Here is a 22,263-nt window from a genome sequence, read left to right as displayed (position 1 = left end):
CTTCCGTAAGCTTGATTACATATTTTCTGGGTCTTGCCATAGGAATCACCGCCGTTTTTTTCTTAGTATATACCAAAACGGCTGTATTTACCAGCATAATTTATCTATATATCAACATGTCACTACACTAGATGGTACTCGAAACAGAGACGCTTGTCAATGTATTTTGAAATACCATGTTGATTAAATATATTGACGTAAAAAATCAGTGGAGATTGTGATTTTGTAACCACAATCTCCACCTGGCGTACAACTGCCGTACGTTTACCATTGAATCGTCATATCCGGTATGGTGCTCAGTACGCTGATAGCTCTGTCGTATGTTTTATGTTCGTGGAACATGCTGTATGGAAACGATATTGTCGTCAGCGCAGGCAGTGTCGCAATTTCTTCCATGTCATTGGCGGCGCCCAGCACTGTGGTCAGATTCGGCAGACCGGATACCGCGCTGTAGCTGAAGACATCGCTATAGGACATAGGATTTTCCGCTTCTACTGTAAGAGTAGTCAGATTTTGCAGTTTGGTCAGATCGACTGTTCTGTATTTGATAGGTCCCCAGTTGCCTGGCAAAGTCAGTGTCGTCAAGCCGGTCAGGTCAGCCAGGCCATCAGCATTCCCCCCAAAACTACCCAGCGTCAACGATGTCAAATTCGTCAGGCCGGACAGACCGGTAAAATCACCACGATATCCATTCAAAGTAAGCGCCTCCAGCTTCGGGAATCTTGCATTCCAGTCAGAGTTCCATTCCTCGGCACCGGTTCCGCTTGTCAGAGTCAGCGTAGTCAGATTGGGCCATACCCTCTCCGGTCCCAACCCCAGCTTCCAGGCATTAGGATCCTCTCCCAGCGGCAGCTCCCAGGCATCGCGGTCCTCTATGATCATTGTAGTCAGATTCTGCAAATACAGAGGGTTCAGATTCTCAACATTGGCCTGATCACTCTCATATATAATCAGCGTGTCCAGATTCTCCAGGTTCGGAAACGGGTTGTCCTCCTGGACAGGGTCCAGATACAGCACTCCTGCTGCCTCCAGCCTCCGCATCTCTCCGGAGATATCCGTGCGATGGCTCAGTGAAACCCCCAAAGTTGTCAGATTCGGCAGCGCCGGTATGGAAGCGATCTGGTTTAATTTCCATCCCACATTAACCTGATTCTTCAGCAACAGCGTCCTGAGATTGGTCAGACCGCTCAGGCTGCTCATATCCCCGCCGTAATGTACAATTACACCGCCATTTTCGGTGACATCGGAAATCGGATGTAACTCCAGCATCTCCAGATTGGTCAGGCCGGACAGACAGTTCAGGTCAATGTAAGCGTTTAAATAGCCCAGCGTTAAATTCTTCAGATTCGTCAGACCGGACAGGGGACTGATATCATACATTCTTGTGTAATAAGTAAATCCCCTCTCTCCATCCCAAGCCGAATAGTCTATATTAAAATTCAACTCCAGCGTCTCCAGATTGGTCAGACCGGACAGAACACCGATATCATCAGTCCCAAGCCCCATATTCGTCTCTGTGGACAGGCGCAGCACAGTCAGGTTATTCATTCCGCTCAGAAAACTGATATCACAAATGCGGCCTCTATCACCGCTCAAAACCAGGGATTCCAGATTCGTCAGACCGGACAATGCACTCAAATCCAGCTCATGCTCCTGTCCCCCGCTGTCTCTCGGAGAAGCGATATTCAGCGTAAGCGAAGTCAGATTAGTCAACCCGGACAACACGTTCAAATCCTCCGCGTCAAGTCCTTCCAGCGTAAGAGACGTCAGATTCTTCAGCTCCGACAATACGCTTACGTCAGCCTCTCCTTCACAGGACAGTGACAATGTAGTCAGATTTGTCAGACCGGACAATCCGCTGATATCTTTAAAGCGATAACTGTGAACTCCCTGACCATTGCTCAGGTCCAGCTCCAGCAGTCCGCTCATTCCGGACAGAAAGTCCAGGTTCTCCACACCGAATTTATTGCCTCCAGGCAGCCGCAGCACAGTCAGGCCTTCCAGATAGGCAAGCCAGTCCAGCTTATCAAAAGCAGTTCCGTCTGCTTCCAGTTCAGTCACCTTCCGCAGATCTTCCGGCGTCAGTTCTCTGTCAAAGATACCCGTTTTCACGCGCATTACCGCTTCCTGCATGGTTCTTTCACGACCGGATTCATCCCATTTCACTGCATTGGGATCTTCCGGTGTGGGTGTTTCCTCCACAATTGTTGACTCAACTGTCTCCTCCGTATCTGCGGATGGCATCTCCGAAGACGATTCTGTTCTTTCTGTGGAAACATCCGAGGACGCTTCCGGCTTTTCTCCGCAGGCAGTACTCTGCAAAGCCAGCAGTACGGCCAGCATCAGAACAAATTTCTGCTTACTCTGTTTTCTCATGTTTTCCTCCTGTATGAAAATGCTCTTTATATACAGAACAAGTTTACCCCCCGCTTTGCTTTGTCAACAGATGTTTTCCTCAGCCATTACGTTTTTACCAACATTTATTAATAATTAAATATAAAAAACATTTGACAAAAAGCTTCCTTCTATGTATACTAAATTCATCAAGAGCAATCGGCAAACAGTGCATTCGCACATTCCGGCAATTTCTGCCAGGGCAGGTTCGCCATTTTACTCATGTACAAAATTAACAGGGCAGAGACTGTCTTCTGTAGAAGTCTCCGCCAGGAAAGGAGACCTTTATGGAATTTGCCAGAAAAGGAGAGTTTTACGTCATGACATCACAAAAGCAAGGTAGTTACACTATCGCAGACATCGATGCCCTGCCGGAAGGCCAGCGGGCCGAGCTGATCGACGGCAGGATGTATATGATGGCATCCCCGGCCCTGAGTCATCAGGATATCCTGATATGGCTCAGTGTTGAAATTTTCAACTACATAAAGTCACACAAGGGCAAATGCAGGGTTGTCCCTGCTCCCTTCGGCGTGTTTATCAGGAAGGACGATCGGAATTATTTCGAACCTGACATTTCTGTCATATGTGACAGAGACAGGCTGGATGAGCGTGGATGCCATGGCGCGCCCGACTGGGTGGTAGAGATTGTGTCACCTTCCAGCCGCCGGATGGATTACCGTCTTAAGCTTCCTGTCTACAAAGAGACCGGTGTCCGGGAATACTGGATTGTGGATTATGCCAGGCGGCAGGTCAGCGTTTATCTTCTGCAGGAATCAGACACCCCCCGGGTCTACAGTTTCACCGATACCATACCGGTGGCAATATACGGAGATTTCGCAATTGACTTCTCCCAGTTGCTGGATTATCTGATATAGTTTGTATTCACCGGTTCAGGGGGCTGTCCGGCCTGGTACATTTGTGTGCGTCAGTTGAGTGGAATTGCAGGATTTCGCAAGGAAGGATTTGTGTACTGACAGGGCTTCACTGCATCCGTCTCCTTCCGCAGTGAGCATGACACCGGGGGTTCTTGCCGGCACCTCCTGAAATACGAATTCGATCTCTCCTCGCTGGAATGCGAACAGACTTCCATCCGAATACAGCGCCACTCTGTCACAGTTGCTGTAGCATTTCACCGTATAATTGCAGCTCTCTCCTCTCTGTATGCTTTCCGGTACAATATATACAAAGGGTTCCCGGCTCCATTTTGCCCTGTATTGGTAATAGAGAGCTGTGGGAGCGCTGCTTCCAGGCCGGAACAGGCTGTCCTGCTCTCCTCTGAAAGAAGGAACTTTTTCCTCACATTGTATCCGGAACTTTTCTTCCCCATCCTGTGCCCACGCCCAATACCCGTTTCTTTCCCTTCTGTAAAAAAGCAGAAATCCCAGGCGATCGCATAATTCAGGAAAGGAATCCGGGACAGCTTCCACATCCATATCCACAGCGATACTGTTGGCCCCCATTTTCAGAAGCCATCTCATATCTTCCATTATCTTCTGCTGTCTTGCCGCCCCTGTCCCTGCTGCCGGAAAAGTATATCCAACCATCCGCGCGGAAAATGTCTCTCCGTTCAGAAGCAGTTCTCGTTTTCCCTGTATTTCCATGCAGCCCAGACTGCGCAGAGGCAGTTGTCTGACAATCCGGTCCAGGCACCTGCCTTCCCGGTCTGCCAGGACAGCCTCCAGAGCATACAGCCAGGGAGCGGAAGGGCCCTGCCACAGCTGCGGCTGCAGCAGGACAGACTGCAGCGGCTCTTCCTCACGGAACAGCCGTATGCCTTCCAGCACCGTCTCACCCCGCCTGTCTGTGAGCGTCAGTCTGATATGATCCTCTATTCCACAGCTTTCTTCCCTGTTGTCAAAATAGAATTCCCATTCCAGAAAAGCTTTTCCGTTTTCCAGTCTGCAGTTTACCTCCACCCCACCGCCGGGTGCCGCTCTGTCGAACTTCATCCTTATTCTTCCCCTCTGTTTCAGGTACTCTTTTCGTCTCTTTGTATGCCTGCCTCTCCCGCCTGCTCCTGTCTCTTGTTCCGCAGTATGGCTGTATTCTTCTCCACTTCGCCTCTGGTCAGCGGATAGGCAAACTGAACGATCAGGAATACCGCCAGATAACAGATTCCGGGTACCAGCGTGGCCACCATATAAATTCTTCGGGACACCTCCCAGGTCTGGGCCGGCGCCTCGGATATATAGCCGATGGCAGTCAGCACAAAACCGCCCAGGCCCCCTGCCAGTGCCTGTCCTACCTTTCTCGCAAAGGAATAAACCGCATAAACCGTACCATCCTCCCGCCTGCCGGTGGCAATCTCCTGATAGTCAATAATATCTGTGATAAATGCCCATATAATCAGGTTAAACAATCCGGTTCCCAGGGTTCCCAGAAAAAACAGCACCATAAACAGAAGGATACTTTTCACCTGCAGGAAAAAAAGAATCACATAGACCACTCCGGCCAAAAGCATGCCTGCGGCTCCCGCCTCCTTCTTACCGATTCTGGACACAATAACGGAAATGAATGGTGCCAGCAGCAGCGTCCCTCCGATTCCTACCACATTCACCACAGAAAGTGCTTTTGCGTTTTTAAAGTAATCCAGGAAAAGGTAATTGTTCATGGTCTGGCTCAGCAATGTGGCCAGAAGCAATACCAGCGCCGCACAGACCAGCGCAAGCAGAGGCCTGTTTTTCCCAAGACCTGCAAGCATGCTCCAGACACTTTCTTTTTTCCCTTCTTTCTTCGCAAAAACCACTCTTTCCTGACACAGCAGATAACATAACACATAGCACCCTACCGCAAGAATGCCGAACACAAATGCAGTCACCGTAAAATTCACCGGCCGCACCACCTGGTTTCCCTCCAGGTCGGTCTCATAGACTATCAAAGGTACCAGCACGCCGATAACCAGACCGGCCAGGCTGGCACCGATACTTCGAAACGTGGAAAGGGACGCCCTGTCCTTTACATCCGGACTGATAACCGAAGCCATGGAACCGTAAGGGATATTGATGGCAGTATAGCAAAAGCTGCTCCACAGCAGATACGTAAAAATTACATAGACCAGCTTCGCCCAATAAACCCAGTCCCTCACAAAATATAGATACATAACGGAACTGGCAACCGCCACGGGAACACACATACGCCTTATCCAGCAGCGAAATCTGCCGTCTCCTGCCGGCCGCATATAATCCACGATACGTCCCATGGTAACGTCCGTAAATGCATCCACAAATCGAGCTCCCAGAAAAAGCAGCCCTACCACGAAGCCGCTCAGCCCCAGCACCTTTGTATAAAATACCATCAGATAATTGCTGGCAAAGATAAAACTGAAATCATTTCCGAAATCTCCGAACATATATCCGATTTTATCCCGAAGTCCAAAGGGACGAATTTCTCCGGAAGCATCTGTTTTCCTGTCTCCTCTGTCATCTGTCACCATAACATCCTCCATTTCTGCCGGGGTCCAGTCCGCAATCCACAGTTGCTGCAGATTCCAATCACACTTATCATTGCACAGAAATGAGAATAATATGCGCCGCTTTTGCCCGCGCAGCAAAAAAATTTTCTTGTTTTTTCCCTGATTCAGGTTCATAATACCTTTGGAACATTAACATGAACTCCCGGAGAATGGAGCCGTATTGTTGATAACTTTCGGCGGCCAAAAGAGATGAAAGAGGATAATGATGACACTTTTCACTGTATTTTTTCAGATGCTTGCGCTTCTCATTATGATTGGAGCCGGTTTTTTCCTGACCAAAACAGGAATGATGGATGCCCATACCAACACACAGATGTCCAAAATGATTGTGAATCTGTTCAATCCCCTGCTGATTCTGTCCAGCGCAGCCAATTCCGCAGGACTGGTTTCCCTGCAGACCATGGGAACCATCGCACTGATTGCCTCGGGCATGTTCGTCATATTCATTCTGGTGGGAATGCTCCTGTCGCCGCTTTTCGACAAATCACCTGATCAGCGGAAAATCTTTCAGATGATGTTTGTTTTCTCCAATCTGGGTTTCATCGGCATCCCTGTGGTTTCCAGTATCCTGGGGGAAGAGTACGTGGTCTATGTAAGCGAATTCCTGTTGATTTATACGCTTGTCTTCTATACTTATGGTGTCGCATTGATGGACGGGAAATTTTCACCTTCTTCCCTGAAGGCCATGGTCAATCCGGGAACCGTCTCCGCCCTTGCCTCCATGGTAATCATTGTCCTCGGCATCCAGCTTCCTGATTTTGTCAAAACGGCTATTTCCTATCTGGGAAACGTAACTTCTCCCATGGCGCTGGTGGCCGTGGGCTTTACACTGGCCCATTCTGATCTGAAGAAAATATTCGGACAGCCGAAGCTGTACCTTTTTTCCGTCATCAAGCTTCTGGTGCTCCCTCTGCTTATGCTGCCTCTTTTGAAGCTGGCTGCCAACAGTCAGGAGCTGATTTCGGTCTGCATCGTCATGTTCGGCATGCCCATCGGCAATATGCCCCTGATTCTGGGCAATCAAAAAGGCATAGACGGCTCCACCTGCAGCGCAGCCATCATTCTGACCACTCTGCTCTGTGTGCTTACGATACCTGTACTGCTCACAGTTGCCGGGTAAATGCGGTTCTGCCCTTCCTTCCGGCTCTGTAAGCCGGCTCCGGTCAGCACTTTCCCCCATTAAGCTTTTCATACCACTGTGCCCGGTCAGAGACAGGAGCGGTGGCAGCCTCGTCCGGAAGGAAAGTATACGCAGCACATTCGGGCTTGTCAAAATATTAAGTTGCACTTACAATGATAAATATAAGTTTCTTACAATGCTTCATGTGAAAACAGTTGTAAAAAATTGCGAAAATTGCAGAAAGGTATGGTGATTGTCATGAAAGATTCTAACTGCGGCTACTGTATGAGAGGAGAATTGCTTGAAAAGTTCGGTATTTTTGTCTGTGACCTGACGGTCAGCAGTCTGGTTCTGTTCAAGGAGCAGAGCAAACCCGGCAGATGCATTGTGGCGTACAGAGATCATGTAAGCGAACTGGTGGATATCAGCGATGAGGAACGGAACGCCTTTATGGCTGACGTGACCCGTGTGGCACGTGCGCTTCATAAGGCATTTCACCCCAACAAGGTAAATTACGGTGCTTACGGAGATACCGGCTGCCATCTGCATATGCATCTGGTTCCCAAGTACGAAGGCGGAGACGAGTGGGGCGGCACGTTCCAGATGAATCCTGACAAAACGTATCTCACAGATGCGGAATATCAGGAAATGATTGAGAAGATTAAGGCAAATCTGTAATCCCACCGTGCGAAAGCCTCCGTTATCGCCAGGAATATTAATGTGGCTTAATTAAATGAAATCGCCCTCTATATGGCCACATCAACCGCACCTCCTGCATCCGCCACGGCGCCCGCGTCGCCTGCGGCCATACCTGCCACGGCCACATCCACCACCGCGCCGGATTCCACGGAGGAAAGGACATGGCCGGCGCAGCCGTAAGCTGCTGCGGAAAAGAGAGCAGACTTCTGCCATTTTTACCGGCACAATGGGATTTACACTTTTCTTGCGCAATCCCGCACTTCCACATCATCTGCCAGGGACTGGATGACAGCAATTATTTCTCTGTCAGGCTTCTCATACGGCATATACACAGTCTCCGGCAGAAAAGAATTTCCTTTTACCCCGATGCCCGTCAGGCACCTGGCCCAGATACAGCCAATGGCATACCTTCCATACATATAATTCATATGAAATCCATCCCTGCAGATCTTCCTTTCCGCACCGTCTCCGAAATAGGCGGTCCCCCGAAGCCTTTGTATCAGGTCTCCTCCAGGGATAAGGACAAGTCCGTACTTTTCCGCCATTGTGGTATATGCCAGCCTCAGTCTTCGGTACATCTCCTGCTGGTCCTTATTGTACCGCCCAAAGTTCCAGTGGGTGCTGTCCTTCTCATAAGCCCATGTCTCATGCAATAACAGCTTCGCATTCCCCGCATTCTCTTTCAGGTAATTCACCATGTTCCCCAGAAAAGGCTCATATGTATCCACCCAGCCGCTGTCATGGCTGGCCTGCTGTGTCACAATAAAGTCCCACTCTGCCTCCTGCAGCATATCCTGTACGGACACATGGCGGTCCGTTTTGACGCCATTTACCTGCATCTGGTACTCTCTCGCCTCCCGTTCAATATTAAGCCAGTGCTTTTCCAGCGGGCATCCGCCGATGAAAAGATTCACCACCAGATTCTCAACACCTGCCGCCTCCAGAATCTGGTGCAGATAATAAGTTGCGTCCTCCGAAAAACTGTTTCCGATTGCAAGAATTCTGATCATTTTTACCACTCTCCACTCTTGTTTTTGTTCTTCCGGTTTTATAATACCTGTAATTTCAGCAGCGTGATTCCGGCAGCCGGTCTCAGCCCACACTTGCTTCTCCTGTACGTCGCACAGAATATGTCATATTTCCGCTTATCCGGACTTCCATTTCCAGCCGGATATCCCGGGAAGAGGCACCCACAAAAATCCGATATAAATCATTTTCCACCACCCAGTCCCCCAGCATGACATTGTAATATCCCAGCTCTCTGACCGGAATCGTCATCTCAAGCTGCTTCTCCTGACCTGCCTCCAAATATACCTTCTCAAAGACCTTCAGCTCCTTTACCGGCCTGCTCATCACCGGCGAATTTTGCCCTGTATAAACCTGCACCACTTCCGAGCCGTTCCTGTCTCCCCGATTGCTTATTGTTACATTGATTTTCAATGTATCCTTCTCTATAGTAACATCTCCTCCTGTATATTGGAAGACAGTATAGGAAAGTCCATGTCCAAACGGAAAGCCAATCTCCTCCGGATGGCGGTCATAGTAGCGATATCCCACTTCCAGTCCTTCCTTATAGCATACCCGCATTCCCTCTCCGAAATCCACATCCTGTCTCTGTTTCTTCGGAAAAGTCTCCGCCAGCTTTCCGCAGGGATTCACAGTGCCGGTGAGAATGTCCGCAATAGCCTGCCCTGCCCCTTCTCCGGCAAGCCACATCTGCACAATGGCATCTGCATGGTCTTTCCAGTCTCCCAGAATCAACGCACCGCCGGACTGCAGTACTACAATCACCTTCTTATCCAAATCGCATGCCGCTTCCATGAAAAAGCTCATATTGGGATTGAGCTCCGCACTCCTGCGGTCAAAACATTCCGTGCTCTCCGATTCCATCTCTCCGGCAAAAAATATCACGGCTTCACAATCTGCCACTGACTTCCGGAAATCGTTCAGCTTCGGCCAAAGCATATTTGCCGGCATCTCTGCCTTCCGATACAATTCTGTATATAGGATTTCCGTTTCCGGCAATGACGCCTTCAACCGCTCCAGTGGAGAATCCACATATTCCTTCTCCGGATATACCTCGGCACTTCCCTGTCCACCTGTCAGCGGACATACGGCATACTCACCGATTACAGCTATTTTTTTATACCCGGAAGCAGTCAGGGGAAGAGCCTTTCCTTCATTCTTCAGCAGAACGATACTTTCCCGTGCAATCTGTACCGCTTCTTCGTGCTGACGGGCGCGGTCATATAGCTCACCGGTGTGATCATATAGCTCACCACACGATTCATTTTCATGACCATTCTCATATTTTTCAGCGAATTCCAGCACACGCCCCACAGCCCTGTCCAGTTCCTCTTCCGTCAGAGTATGTTCCGCAAGGCCCGCCTGAATTTCCTCGCAAATTTTCGCTCTGCGGGGCATAATCAGGTCCATTCCGGCTCTGACGGCTCTCGCCGCATGATGCACCGCTCCCCAGTCGGAGACTACAAGTCCCTCAAATCCCCATTCTTCCCGCAGGACTCTCGTCAGCAGAAACGGATTCTCCGAGCACCAGATTGCATTCAGTTTATTATAAGCACACATAACCGCACCCGGCTTTCCCTTCTGCACCGCAATCTGAAATGCTTTCAGGTAAAGTTCTCTCAGCGTACGTTCCTCCACCTCCACATTGATCTCCGACCGGTTTTTCTCCTGGTTGTTGGCTGCCAGGTGCTTCACGCAGGCGCTGACACCCGCCTCCTGTACTCCCTGAATGTAAGATGCCGCCAGCTCCCCTGCCAGAACAGGGTCCTCCGACAGATATTCGAAATTCCGTCCACACAGAATATGCCTCTTAATGTTGACGCCAGGCCCCAGAAGCATATCTTTCTTATGATGCCGGCATTCTTTCCCCAGGGCGCGCCCCATTCTGTAAGCGGCGTTTTTGTCCCAGGAAGAGCTCAGGGCACAGAGACCGGGAAAATGTGCGGCATTTTCTCCGGAATCTTTTTCCAGCCTCACCCCATGCGGTCCATCCGCCATGACTTTGGCGGGAATTCCAAACCGCTCCACCGGCCTGGTTCCCATTGGACCATATCCTGTCAGCAATTCTGCTTTTTCCTCCAGAGACAGCATCTTCAATATCTCTTTTTTATTCATAAATCCGCACCTCCGGAATGATGGCTCTGTCCATTCCCGTTCCCCGCAGCGCATTGATCCGCACAGCGGACGCCATTTCCGGTGTGAAATCAATCACTGCCAGCCTCTGAATATTATTTTCCATGCGTCCCACACATTTCCAGACGCCGCCCACACAGAGGTCCACTGTGAAGTCCGCCAGTGTCTCATCCTTTGCCGGCATCTCCTGGTAGCCCATGGTATACCGGGCAAAAGGCATATCCAGCGTGACCCGCACCTGGCTGACCGGCTTCGGCTCCTGCAAAGTCAGGGTCAGAGTCTGAGGCAGACCCTCTTTTGAAATCCAGGCATACTTCTCCCCGTCAGCCGCTCTGTTAATCCCGTTTATGACATTCCGGGGCTCTCCGTTCTCTTCCCAGGAATCCGCCGTGATGACTGCCGTCAGAGCCAGATCCTCCGGGTCATGATTTTTACATCCGGGAATGGAGTTGCCGTCCTTCAGCAACGTCTGCTGCAATTCGTCCATATGCCCGGCCCCGATTTCACGAGGATCTGCCTGATACTTCTTACACAGCCAGGCGGCAGTCGCCACAGCCTGCCCCATGCAGGCGCCGGTCAGCATCACGCGGGTGGGGCCCATACCGATGTGGGTGGTACTGATACATCTTCCCACCATCATCAGATTCGCTATGTTTTTGGAATACAGACTCCGGAAGGGCATGGGAGTCACGGCGATTTTCTCATCACAGGTAAATGCGCCCTCTCTTCCCGAGAAGATACCTTTGATATGATGCACGTCAATATTCCACCCGCTGAAAAATACGGCGTCGGGATAGTCAGGCCTGGTTCTGTAATCATTCTGGGTAATCACATAGTCCCCCACAAGCCTTCTGGTCTCCCTTTTTGCATTGAATGTCCCCAGGGTCTTCAGCTTCAGTTTTCTCACTTTTTCTCTTTCCGGCCAGGAATTTTTCAGCCAGTCGAAGAAGCCCGCCGCCACACGAATCAGCGCATCTCTTGTGTACTCCTGTTCCCACAGATCGTCATAATCATTACGGTTTTCCAGCCACCACTCGCCCATGATAATTCTGCGGGGCCTTCTGTTCATCTCCTCTCCCTGCGGCAGCGCAATAGCCCAGTCAGGCGGTGTAAATTCCACATCCTCCTCCACAAATTCCGCTCCATAGCTGCAGATAGTATCATGGAAATCAGGATGATCCCCGATGTTGCATCCACTCATGGTATTCCCGTCGGCATCCTCCGGCGCGAAATCCTCCTGATACTCCCAGCCCGCTTCTCTTCCGATATGATAGGCCGCCCCGGCATAATACCCCAGCCATCCATCTCCGGTATCATCCACAAACTGATCGGCGCTGAAAGTATGCTCTGTGAGGCGCAATGTGTCAACGGCGTGTACTGACTGAATCCTGCCATTCTCACACTGACAGTCATCTATCAGCATATTGGAAAACAGGGTGATATTGGGCTCCTGCTTCACAAACTTATCAAATGCTTCAGACCAGGACAGCTTTTCTTCATAACGAATATTTTTAATCTCATAGATTACCCCTGTCTCATGGTAGCCTCGGTGTGCGCCTCCCTCCAGCGCCACATTGCCCTCGTCGGAGCCATTGCCTCCCAGCACCGGGCGGTCACTGACCAGCGCCACATTCAGACCATGCCGGGCGGCGGTCACCGCCGCGGTGACACCGGGGACGCCGCCCCCTGCAATCAACATATCATAATGTCCGTGATCTGTAACCTGCTTTTTCAGTCCTTTCATCTCCGCACGCTGCGCCATCCAGCGGGAATGCTCCGGAGAGGGATAAAAGTCAAAGTCATTCGTCACCACCAGAGCGGCAAAACGGCCAAACCACCCTGTCGTGTCATATACACTGAGTGTATGTGTTCCGGCTGTCAGATCAAAATCACCCCCCGCCTCAAAATACCAGCCCGAGATCTGCATCGTCCCGGCGACACGCTTTGATTTTACACCGTCCACAGCCACAATCAGTCCGTCCGGCTCATATCCCACACACCAGTTCTTCGTGCGGAGGAACACCCGATAACGTCCTTCCTCCGCCACAGTAAATGTCACTGATGCAGGTGCCACGGCACCGTCCACACTGTCTGCCATCAGATAGCCCTGTCCCATCTCCCTGACAAACTGTGTCTCCCTTCGAAAGCCTCCCAGCTCGTCAAATTCCATCGCATCAATCCAGATTCTTTCCATGATTATTCTCCTTATTCCAGTTCCGCAGCAGCCCATACAATACCATTAAAGCAGAGCTCTTTCCGGCCGCTAAATACATGCGTCCGTAAATCCTCCGGGTATTGTACGGGCTGCTGCTGTTTTTAATTCCAGTTCCGCTGCAGCCCATACAATGCCACACCCCATTAAAAGCCATCCCGTTTTCTGATTTTTAAAAATACCAGTTCTGCAGGAAAATCCTATAGAACTGGTATTGAATATCGTCTCATCGTTTAAAGGTACAACATTATTTTAAGCTGTCAATGTAAGCAGTCATTTCCTCTACATACTTATCGTAACCCGCCTCATAGAAGCCGTCCAGCAGCTCATCCCAATACTCCACAGGCTTGTCGCCGGTGATAATTTTGGATTCTTCCTGAATCATGAAGTTCTTATACTCGATAAAGATCGGATCTGTTGCGACTTCCGGCTTGTAGCCCCGGTCAACGGCCGGCCAGTACAGGTCAAAAGTGATTTCAATCAGATCAGCAAGGCGCTTCTGTCTCTCGGGAGGATTGGTCTTCGCAATGAAGAATTCAGCTCCGTCAGAGCGACGCAGGAAAGCACTGATCAGGGATGTGTTTGCCAGCTTTGTTCCGTTTTTCTCATCGTCTGCCTTGAGCGCATCAAACATGGAGAAATCATAATTTCCATCCGCATCCATGACAAATCCCACATCTACCAGGTTCTTTGCATTCAGGTTAATCCACTGCTCATCAGACAGAATGTAATCTGCCAGTTCCAGGAACTTCTCGGGATGTTCACAGGTAGAAGAGATTGCATAGTAATACCAGACTCCCGTATTATGATCGCCATAGGTATAAGTGCCGATGGGATCTCCGTCCACTACAACGCCGGGACAGTACACATAGGTGCGGTCTTCCTTGTCATACAGGTCAATGTTGCCCGGATATTCTGCGATACAGCCATACTGTGCATTTCGTTCCTTGGAGGCCGCACCGTCCAGTGCAAAGGCATCCGGCTCCATGACACCTGCCTTCCAGCACTTATTTGCAAATTCCAGGTACTGCTTATAATAATCATGGTCTTTAGAATATTTCAGATTGGTTACAGTACCATCCGCCATCTCGTACCATGCTTCTCCCCCGCCGATATGGAAAATCCTGTTCAGATTGCTGTTCAGGGAACCATTATCTGTAGCATAGCTTTTCAGTCCCCAGGTATCATCTATGCCGTTCCCGTCCGGGTCATTATAAGTAAATGCATACAACATGTCATAAAATTCGTCCAGCGTCATCAGTTCGCCTTCCGTATAGTCAATATTCAGATTCTTCAGCCAGTCCTCCCGAAGCAGGAAGCCATCGGCGCGACAGACTGTGGAACGGGGAACGCCCCAGACTCTGCCGTCGTTGAAGACGTCAAGTGCTTCCCAGGAAATCTGTGCTGTATGAGCCATCAGATTGGGGTAATTCTCCAGCTGGTCAGAAATATCATAGAACATACCGGACTGGCAGGCATCCGTAAAGGATGTCTGGGTCAGCCACTCTGTGGGAAAGCACATTATATCCGGTTTATCCTCATTGATCAGATACAGCTGCAGATTATCCTCATAGGCAGAACTGGGCGGAATCACCCACTCGAGCTCCACATTCAGCTTTTCTTCCAGCTGGTCCACCCACTGGTCTGCTATGGACCCTTCCGGCACTTCGTTCACACTGTGAAGCATGATGCTGAGCTTTACAGGCTCTCCTGCGTCTGCGGCCTCGCTGCTTTCCTCCGGCGCACTGTCTGTGCCTTCCTTTGACGCGTCGGCTGACGTTTCCTGCCCGCTGGTTGTCTCTGATGTCTCAGCCTGCTGATCTCCGCAGCCGGCAAGACATCCCGCAGTCATCAGTACAGCCATCAGTAATGCAGTCACTTTCTTTGCTTTCATTTTGTTTCTCCTCCTGTCTGTTATGAATGAATCACTTTTACTTCCCACATTTTTTATGTCAACCCTTCACAGAACCTACCATAACGCCCTTTGCAAAATGCTTCTGCAGGAAGGGATAGATACACATAATCGGCAGTGTGGATATAATTACCGATGCGTACTGTATTGTTTTGGATTCTATTTCCGCTCCCACCGCGCTCAACGCAGCCGGATCGGCTTCCGCCTCCAGTATCGCAGTGGATGCCGCCATCAGAATCTCCTTCAATGTGAGGGCAATGGGCCACAGGTCTCTGTTCTGAATATAAATCTGTGCCCCGAAGTACGAGTTCCATGCTCCTACCGCCAGAAACAGTGTAACCGACGCCAGCACCGGCTTCGACAGAGGAACCACGATTTTCCTCAGAATATATGGCTCCGAACCGCCGTCCACCATGGCCGCTTCCACCAGCTCGTAAGGCAGCTCCCGCAGAAAGCTCATCATGATCACACAGTTAAATGTGTTGAAAGTACCCGGCAGAATCAGTACCCACAGAGTATTCAGCAGATTCAGATCCTGCATATTCAGATAATTGGGAATCATACCCGCACTGAACACCATTGTAAAAATCAGGATGACCATGAAGAAGGGCTTCCCTTTTACCTCCCTGCGCGCCATGGACCAGGCGAACATCAGCGTCGTCACCAGACTCAGCAACGTGGACGCAACCGTGACAATGATGGTATTTATGTAACTGCGCCAGAAATAACTGTTTCGAAATACCAGCTTATAGGCCTCCAGCGTAAATTTTTTCGGCCAGATCATCCAGGGCGTTTTCAGGTATTCATTGTAGTTGGAAAAGGAAACCGCTATGATATTCACAATCGGATAAAGCATCAGGAGTGCCACCAGAGTCAATACCACATAATTGATTACGGAAAAAATCCGCTCCGGCACACTTTCCTTCACTTTGGTTCCATGCCGCTTCTCTGCCTTTACCATAATCCGCTTCCTCCCATTCTCTTAGACAAAAAGTTGGACAGAAATACCATAATCATTCCCACCACAGACTGAAAGAAACCGATTGCCGTGGCGAAGCTGAACCTTCCCTCCCGCAGACCAACCTGATAAGAATAAGTCTCCAGCACTTCCGCCACTTCTTTATTCGGAGAATTCTGCAGCAGCCAGATCTGCTCGAATCCGTTTGACAGAATATTTCCCATATTCATAATCAGCATGATGGTCACGGTTCCCAGTATGCAGGGAAGGGTAATGTGAAGCAGGCGCTGCCAGCGATTCGCGCCGTCAATCATTGCGGCCTCGTACAGCTGAACATCTATTCCCGCCAGTGCGGCCATGTAAATGACAGTTCCCCACCCGGCCTCCTTCCAGATACCTGAGCCGATCAGCACGGTGCGAAACCATGAGGGGCTGGTCAGGAAATCAATCTTATCACCGCCCAGAAGCACAATCAGCTCATTGATAATCCCCTGTGATTTGGAAAGCAGTCCCGTCACCATGGTAATCACGATAACCCAGGAGATAAAGTGCGGCAGATACATGACTGTCTGCAGTGTCCTCTTGTACTTCTCCCGCCGTATCTCATTCATCAGAAGCGCCAGAATGATGGGAAAAGGGAACCCCCACAGTAACCGTAAAATGCTGGTAATGATTGAGTTCTTCAACACCCTGAGAAAGTTTGCCGATTTGAACAATGTCTCAAAATGTTCCAGTCCCACCCATTCCGACCCCCAGACTCCTTTCACCAGAGAAAAGTCCTTAAATGCAACCTGAAGGCCATACATGGGCCGCAGCTTAAACAGTGAAATGGATACCAGCCCGGGAATCATAAAGATATAAAGCCAGTAAAATCTCTTCAAATGTCTGAGCACCGGATTTCTTTGTGCCAAAGCAGCCAACCCTTTTTTCTGCTGTTCGACCGGCTGCTCTTTTGTCTGTACATTACTTTGTCTGTCTGCCATTTGGTCCCCCGCTTTCCGTAAATCGCTTTGTCATTTCTTACAATACACATTCTACCATCCCGTCTCTTTCCAGACAATTGTACAGTTTTTACTCCTTTTTCTCAAAGTCTGCCGTTATTTTTACCTTTTTCGCTCCTTCTTTTTAAATATATCCCGTTATTTTTACCTCATACCCACAAATTCTACCTCATCTTTTCCGATATTTCAAAAAACAAAAACTGCCATACCCACCTCCCCATGTGAGCATGACAGTATCTGCCTGTCCGATTATCTGATTTCTATATCGCTTATCCTGCTATTCCCTGCTTTTCCGGACATTGTATCCACAACTCCGGCAATCTGGGCGTCTTAATCTCCACACATGCCCCTCCGTAAGAGCTCCGGCAGATGATGAATTCACATTTTTCCCCGTAAATCAGCCGGAATCTCTGGAACAGATTGATGATTCCCAAATGCTCTCCCACATAGATATATTCCTTCTCCAGCATGGAATAAATATGCCCGATCACCGCTTCCTCAAATCCGACTCCGTCGTCCTCTACCACGATATGCAGCCCCTGCAGCTCATTTACATCAATGCTCACATGGATGTTACCGCTGGCGCCCCGGGGCTGCAGACCGTGACTGATGGAATTTTCCACCAGCGTCTGCAGAGAAATGCAGGGAATCGGCATCTGCTCCGCCTCCGGCGCCACATGGTAAAAGCAGTGAATCCCCGGACCGTACCGCAGACATTCCAGCTCCACAAATTTCCGGGTATACTCTATCTCCTCTTTCACCGAGGTGATATTATTCTTCTGCTCTTTGCCGGTGCTCAAAATATCTGCCAGCAGAAGAATCGATTTGCTGGTGATGCTGTTCTCATCTCCGGTTTCTGCGATGGCATTCCAGTTGATAGCCTGCAGCACATTGTTCAGGAAGTGAGGCGTCATCTGCTCCTGCAGCGCTTTGGCTCTGGCACTTCGAAGCGCCACCACACGCTCCAGCATTTCCTGCTCCAGGGTCATATTCTTCTGGAACAGCTCCAGAATGGACACCAGCATATACTGTATCTCTCCATTCTCGTCTCCGATCCGCACCTGTTCCGACGGATTCTCCAACAGCCGCAGAATAGCCTCTATGGGCCGGAACAGCCTGACTGTGGTACGATAGGACAGCACCACCGCCGCTGTCAGTCCCAACACCAGAATCAGGAAAATCAGCCTTTCCAGCCGGACGTTACTCTTCTCAAATTCTTCCATAGGTACCATCTGCACACATTTCCATCCAAACCGGTTCATGGGCATCCAGAAAATCCGCATTGTTCTGCCGTCAATGTCGGCGGTTACGGCAGAGACTTCCGCCTCCGTGGAAAGCGCGATATGCCCGTCATTCATTTGTCCTGAGGTATCCAGTATCACACGGTCATTGGGATCCACAATCAGATAGGCCCCCTGAAAGCGGTCATGTTCATCCGTAATATAGCTGATCAGCTTCTCCGCATCCAGGCTGGCTGAGACGAAACCCTTCTGTTCCCCCACACCTTTTCCCCAGTAAATGGTAATCACACGCCTGCCTTCCCTGCCCTCCTGCCAGGCAAATCTGGGAGCAGCGAACAGTCCCTGATTTCCACTTTCCACCCCTTCAAAGAAGGTTTCCAGCAGAGATTTATCCATAAATCGTTCCCCGGACTGTGCCTTATGCGGCGAAGAAATAATATAATCTCCCACCTGACTGTAGACATCCACAGAATGAAACAGATTATCCCGATAATCTGCAATAATCTGCTTCAACACAGCGTTGACCGTCGCTACATAATCGTAATTCTGCGGTTCCACCCGTTCCATCTGAAAAAAGCTGATAAAGCTTTCATCCACCACCTTTTTCTCCAGGCTGTCGCATACTTCTCTCAACAGGGCTTCCAGTGTAACCATGGTATTGCTGGTACTGCGCCGCGCCGCAGAATCCACCTCATTGACCAGACTTTCTGCGGAAAAATGCTGTATTACCACAATGCACAGAACCAGCGGCAGCACAATGCACACAAACACCTGTATCCAGTTCTTGAAAAAAAGTCTTTGAAACTGTCGGTTGCGAATTTTGTAAAGGAAGCCCGATTTCCTTTTTTCATCCTTCCTCTGCCTGTCTCCCATGTTCTGTCACCTGTCTATACACTTATCTGTCTACGCACTATCTCTCTCAGCTCTTTATTTTGTATGAATTTTACCAGCTCATCGTTCCTTTTTCAACCGTTATTTTTATGGAATTCGGAATCCAGGAACTGATTGCACTTTAGCCTTATTAAGTGTATAATGTGAATTAAACAGGAAAGGGTTGCAACGCTGTAAGCACATTTTTCAGCAGAATGGAAGGTGAAAGCATGGGAATCAGCAGTGTAGGAACATTGGAGAACGCGGCGATCAGCCGGAGCAGAATGGCCGTACAACATGCCGAGGTCAGGCAAAGCAGAGGAACAGGTCAGAAAGCAGCCGCCCAGCCGGCAGATGTGGTCAGCAAGAATATTCAGAATGAAATTTCCGAGGTACAGCGTCAGAAGCAGGGCCTTTCTTCTAAACAGGAAATGTCCGAGGGAGAACGGTCCAAAAAGAAACAGGAGCTTCAGCAGGAATTAAGCAGTCTTAACACACGCTTAAGACAGCGGCAGGCGGAAGTCAGCAGAAAGCAAAAGCAGGCGGATCGCTTGGAAGAATTGTCTGCCCCGGACACAGATATGCGGACACGCCGGGCTGAAGGAAGCAATACGGGGAAGACTGCACAAAACAGTAAAGCCGGAAAAAATACAGAGCAAAGCATGGGTACAGAAGCTTCGTTTACAAAAGAGGCTGCTGAAAAAATGGCGGGTACAGGAGACGCGGAGCGCAGCGCAGGACAGACAAAGCGCAGCGCAGGACAGACAAAGCGCAGCGCAGGACAGACAAAGCGCAGCGCAGGACAAATCCGGCACAGCACAGAGCAGACAAAGCGCAACGCAGAAAAAACAGAGCGCAGCTCAGAGGACGACCGAGATGAGAAGCCGAAAACTGGGGGGATTCCACAGGATAAAATGCAGGCTATTGTTGGCGGGGATATTTTCAGAGAGCAGACAGAGCGCCGGGAAGTAGTCATAGCCAGAATAGAAGGCGGTATCGCCATTCTGAAGGGAGAGATCCGGCAGGACGAGATGCTGGGCAATGATGTGCAGAACAAGAAGACCGAGCTGAAAGCACGTGAGGCGAAAGTAAAAAATGCGGCAAATGGACTTCCTGTTGTAAATGCGCCCGGCCGAAAATCAGATAAGATTTTGAGGAATGCCGGCAGGGTAAAAGCAGAAGCTGAGGAGCACGTCAAAAACCGGATTCTCAAAACAAGCCCGGATGGGGTTGTGGTGCTAAAATCAGATAACGGAACCCTTCAATTTAGATAAGGCAAAGTCAGATAAATACTTTCAGGGGCTGTCGCAGCCCCTGTTATTTTTCCCTAAGCTCTGTAATCGCTGGGCGACTTTCCCTTCACTTTCCGGAATACTTTATAAAAATACTTCAGATTGTTATACCCTACTTTTTCCGCAATCTCATAGACGTACATATCCGAATGTTCCAGAAGCTCTACCGCCTGTTCAACACGCATCTCCATGACCAGCTCCGTATAATTCCTCCCCGTCTGCTCCTTGATCAGACGGCTGATGTAGACCGGATTCAGGAACACCGCCTCCGCAACGGTATTCAGCGTAATATCTTCGCTGTAATGCAGACGAAGATATTCCATCACCTTTTCAATGCTGGTATCCTCTTTGGTATCTGATTGCCCTGTCATATATTCATACAACAGACCAACGCAATCCTCCAGCCAGGTTCTCAGCCCTTCCGCCTGCAGCGCAGGCAGAGGATTCATGCATTTCCCATATAATTGATTCCACTCCATCAGGTCATGGCCTGTGATTTCATCTATCAGCTTTGTAACCGTGTGAATACACTGGCTCTGGGCGAAGGCCACCCCACCTCTCAGATAATTGTTCAGCAGCGCGCCTGTCAGTTCTCTTACCTGCACTGCATTGTTCTGGCACAGATAGGAATACAGCAGCTTTTTCTGATCTCTCAGAAGCTGGAGATACTCCTTATCCTGCACCAGATGGTTCGCAGGTTCCTTTCTGCCCACATTTTCCGTATAGTGTGCCAGCTCCTCGGGAGAGCTCAGCTTTTGGAAAGTGGTTACTTTCGCCTGAACCGCCATCAGGTCATAGATCGACTTTTCCAGTTCCTCTGGATAATACACACCGGGCCTGTCTGCCTCACTTTCCCAGAAAACACCCAGTACGGCCAATCCCTCCTCTATATTGCTCCAGGTGATGGGATAGTACTCCAGCCTCCTGTCAAAATATTCCAGAATGTGAATAATCTGCTCCTGCAGCTCCTGCTGGCCATAATTGTCCAAGAACTCCTGATACTGTCCGTCCTTCCGCAGAACCATTCTCACAAGGAACTGCCGCTCCGTTCCATCCTCGCTTGTCCGCGCCTGAATCAGCCGCAGACGGGCGGCCATTTGTTCCGGATTGCTCAGCGCCCCAAACCAGGCATCCGTCACAAACTGTTGTTTCTCATAGTTTACCAGTCTGCTATAGTGATCTCTTCTGTTCTGCAGCAGATCTTCCTGAGCGCTCTGCACATCCAGCTTTTCCCGGATACTGCGGAAAACCTCCCGCAGTCTGGACAGATCAATAGGTTTCAGCAGATAATGAGCCACATGATATTCCACCGCTTCCTGTGCATAGGAAAACTCCTTATGCCCGGATAAAAAGACAATCCGAATCGGAAAATTCTGTTCTGACACCAGCCGGGCAATCTCCAGCCCCCCCACCTGCGTCATTTTAATATCCGTCAAAATGACATCCGGAATGTTGCTTTTTAAATAATCCAGAAGCTCTCTGCCATCCGAAAATTCCCCATCCACCTGAAAGCCCAGCTCATTCCACCTGATCATATTTACCAGGGCACGCCTTGTGGTAAATTCGTCTTCTGCTATCACCAAAGAATACATAATTTTTGTCTCCCATTGACAAAACGTGATTCTCATCACAATATAGCGCACTTTTCGACATGGTTCCTGTTTATCATACCCTATGCACAGAAAATTATCAAGACGACAAAACGGAAGCATAGAAGGCTGGAACCTAATTTTTTATAGAAAAAGCAGAGAAATAAATCCGAATCTCCTCGCATTTCTCTGCTTTATAACCACAATATAAATTTTCCCTCATTATCGTTTTACACTGTCTGAAATCCTGCAAGCTGCTCTACTTCTGCAACACTAAGCTCTGTATCTTCTGCAATCTCCTCAACTGTAAGTTTTCCTCTCTTCAATAGCTTCAGCGCCGTCAG

The 22,263-nt window shown here is 49.6% G+C and carries 15 protein-coding genes; 4 read left to right on the top strand and 11 right to left on the bottom strand.

All coding sequences use genetic code 11. From position 1 onward, the window contains the following. Positions 1-264 precede the first annotated feature (264 nt). Positions 265-2,376 (bottom strand): leucine-rich repeat domain-containing protein, encoded by a 2,112-nt coding sequence (locus NSB25_RS27080; protein WP_103242386.1) that lies wholly within the window; start codon positions 2,374-2,376, stop codon positions 265-267. 338 nt (positions 2,377-2,714) lie between these two features. On the opposite strand from NSB25_RS27080, the gene NSB25_RS27075 reads away from it, so the two are divergent. Then, positions 2,715-3,269, top strand: a complete 555-nt coding sequence (locus NSB25_RS27075) for a Uma2 family endonuclease (RefSeq protein WP_103242389.1) — start codon at positions 2,715-2,717, stop codon at positions 3,267-3,269. Positions 3,270-3,284: 15 nt separating this feature from the next. On the opposite strand, the gene NSB25_RS27070 is transcribed toward NSB25_RS27075, so the two are convergent. Then, positions 3,285-4,343, bottom strand: a complete 1,059-nt coding sequence (locus NSB25_RS27070) for a glycoside hydrolase family 2 protein (protein ID WP_103242385.1) — start codon at positions 4,341-4,343, stop codon at positions 3,285-3,287. A gap of 20 nt (positions 4,344-4,363) precedes the next feature. After that, the gene (locus tag NSB25_RS27065) at positions 4,364-5,827 is read right to left on the bottom strand and encodes an MFS transporter (protein WP_103242388.1); all 1,464 of its coding nucleotides are present in this window, start codon (positions 5,825-5,827) and stop codon (positions 4,364-4,366) included. A gap of 244 nt (positions 5,828-6,071) precedes the next feature. Between NSB25_RS27065 and NSB25_RS27060 the strand changes: the two genes are divergently transcribed. Beyond that, positions 6,072-6,986 (top strand): AEC family transporter, encoded by a 915-nt coding sequence (locus tag NSB25_RS27060; protein WP_257479342.1) that lies wholly within the window; start codon positions 6,072-6,074, stop codon positions 6,984-6,986. Between the two features lie 246 nt (positions 6,987-7,232). Continuing rightward, entirely contained in the window at positions 7,233-7,664 is a 432-nt protein-coding gene (locus NSB25_RS27055) for an HIT family protein (RefSeq protein WP_207656192.1), read from the top strand. Between the two features lie 254 nt (positions 7,665-7,918). On the opposite strand, the gene NSB25_RS27050 is transcribed toward NSB25_RS27055, so the two are convergent. The 7 genes from NSB25_RS27050 to NSB25_RS27020 form a co-directional block, all read right to left on the bottom strand. After that, on the bottom strand, positions 7,919-8,695 hold the full coding sequence (locus NSB25_RS27050) for a DUF4886 domain-containing protein (RefSeq protein WP_146040198.1): 777 nt from the start codon (positions 8,693-8,695) through the stop codon (positions 7,919-7,921). Positions 8,696-8,777: 82 nt separating this feature from the next. After that, positions 8,778-10,826: a glycoside hydrolase family 3 C-terminal domain-containing protein gene (locus NSB25_RS27045; RefSeq protein ID WP_172455298.1), complete on the bottom strand. Its 2,049-nt coding sequence runs from the start codon at positions 10,824-10,826 to the stop codon at positions 8,778-8,780. Beyond that, entirely contained in the window at positions 10,819-13,038 is a 2,220-nt protein-coding gene (locus tag NSB25_RS27040) for an FAD-dependent oxidoreductase (RefSeq protein WP_172455297.1), read from the bottom strand. The genes NSB25_RS27045 and NSB25_RS27040 overlap by 8 nt, the downstream gene beginning before the upstream one ends. 265 nt (positions 13,039-13,303) lie before the next feature. Beyond that, positions 13,304-14,950 carry an extracellular solute-binding protein gene (locus NSB25_RS27035; protein ID WP_103242379.1) on the bottom strand — a complete coding sequence of 549 codons (1,647 nt, stop codon included), beginning with the start codon at positions 14,948-14,950 and terminating at the stop codon, positions 13,304-13,306. A gap of 58 nt (positions 14,951-15,008) precedes the next feature. Next, positions 15,009-15,929, bottom strand: a complete 921-nt coding sequence (locus NSB25_RS27030; RefSeq protein ID WP_103242378.1) for a carbohydrate ABC transporter permease — start codon at positions 15,927-15,929, stop codon at positions 15,009-15,011. Then, the gene (locus NSB25_RS27025) at positions 15,923-16,909 is read right to left on the bottom strand and encodes an ABC transporter permease (RefSeq protein WP_103242377.1); all 987 of its coding nucleotides are present in this window, start codon (positions 16,907-16,909) and stop codon (positions 15,923-15,925) included. Before NSB25_RS27025 ends, NSB25_RS27030 begins: the two co-directional genes overlap by 7 nt. A gap of 287 nt (positions 16,910-17,196) precedes the next feature. After that, positions 17,197-19,041, bottom strand: a complete 1,845-nt coding sequence (locus tag NSB25_RS27020) for a cache domain-containing sensor histidine kinase (protein ID WP_103242376.1) — start codon at positions 19,039-19,041, stop codon at positions 17,197-17,199. A gap of 227 nt (positions 19,042-19,268) precedes the next feature. Between NSB25_RS27020 and NSB25_RS27015 the strand changes: the two genes are divergently transcribed. After that, positions 19,269-20,312, top strand: coding sequence for a FlxA-like family protein (locus tag NSB25_RS27015; protein ID WP_146040197.1), 1,044 nt, complete (start codon positions 19,269-19,271; stop codon positions 20,310-20,312). A 53-nt stretch (positions 20,313-20,365) separates the two neighbouring features. Here NSB25_RS27015 and NSB25_RS27010 read toward each other — a convergent pair whose 3' ends face one another. Beyond that, positions 20,366-21,922 (bottom strand): response regulator transcription factor, encoded by a 1,557-nt coding sequence (locus NSB25_RS27010; RefSeq protein ID WP_172455296.1) that lies wholly within the window; start codon positions 21,920-21,922, stop codon positions 20,366-20,368. Between the last annotated feature and the right edge of the window lie 341 nt (positions 21,923-22,263).

The sequence above is a fragment of the Acetatifactor muris genome (assembly GCF_024623325.1).
GTDB lineage: Bacteria > Bacillota > Clostridia > Lachnospirales > Lachnospiraceae > Acetatifactor > Acetatifactor muris.
Note: the sequence above shows the minus strand (reverse complement) of the source record. Positions and strands in the feature narration are given on the sequence as shown.

What these genes read in the sequence shown, in the direction of transcription:
- NSB25_RS27010 (WP_172455296.1), bottom strand. Translation starts at nt 21,922, where the DNA reads ATGTATTCTTTGGTGATAGCAGAAGACGAATTTACCACAAGGCGTGCC.
- NSB25_RS27060 (WP_257479342.1), top strand. Translation starts at nt 6,072, where the DNA reads ATGACACTTTTCACTGTATTTTTTCAGATGCTTGCGCTTCTCATTATG.
- NSB25_RS27080 (WP_103242386.1), bottom strand. Translation starts at nt 2,376, where the DNA reads ATGAGAAAACAGAGTAAGCAGAAATTTGTTCTGATGCTGGCCGTACTG.
- NSB25_RS27030 (WP_103242378.1), bottom strand. Translation starts at nt 15,929, where the DNA reads ATGGTAAAGGCAGAGAAGCGGCATGGAACCAAAGTGAAGGAAAGTGTG.
- NSB25_RS27035 (WP_103242379.1), bottom strand. Translation starts at nt 14,950, where the DNA reads ATGAAAGCAAAGAAAGTGACTGCATTACTGATGGCTGTACTGATGACT.
- NSB25_RS27025 (WP_103242377.1), bottom strand. Translation starts at nt 16,909, where the DNA reads ATGGCAGACAGACAAAGTAATGTACAGACAAAAGAGCAGCCGGTCGAA.
- NSB25_RS27075 (WP_103242389.1), top strand. Translation starts at nt 2,715, where the DNA reads ATGACATCACAAAAGCAAGGTAGTTACACTATCGCAGACATCGATGCC.
- NSB25_RS27045 (WP_172455298.1), bottom strand. Translation starts at nt 10,826, where the DNA reads ATGAATAAAAAAGAGATATTGAAGATGCTGTCTCTGGAGGAAAAAGCA.
- NSB25_RS27020 (WP_103242376.1), bottom strand. Translation starts at nt 19,041, where the DNA reads ATGGGAGACAGGCAGAGGAAGGATGAAAAAAGGAAATCGGGCTTCCTT.
- NSB25_RS27040 (WP_172455297.1), bottom strand. Translation starts at nt 13,038, where the DNA reads ATGGAAAGAATCTGGATTGATGCGATGGAATTTGACGAGCTGGGAGGC.
- NSB25_RS27050 (WP_146040198.1), bottom strand. Translation starts at nt 8,695, where the DNA reads ATGATCAGAATTCTTGCAATCGGAAACAGTTTTTCGGAGGACGCAACT.
- NSB25_RS27015 (WP_146040197.1), top strand. Translation starts at nt 19,269, where the DNA reads ATGGGAATCAGCAGTGTAGGAACATTGGAGAACGCGGCGATCAGCCGG.
- NSB25_RS27070 (WP_103242385.1), bottom strand. Translation starts at nt 4,343, where the DNA reads ATGAAGTTCGACAGAGCGGCACCCGGCGGTGGGGTGGAGGTAAACTGC.
- NSB25_RS27065 (WP_103242388.1), bottom strand. Translation starts at nt 5,827, where the DNA reads ATGGTGACAGATGACAGAGGAGACAGGAAAACAGATGCTTCCGGAGAA.
- NSB25_RS27055 (WP_207656192.1), top strand. Translation starts at nt 7,233, where the DNA reads ATGGTGATTGTCATGAAAGATTCTAACTGCGGCTACTGTATGAGAGGA.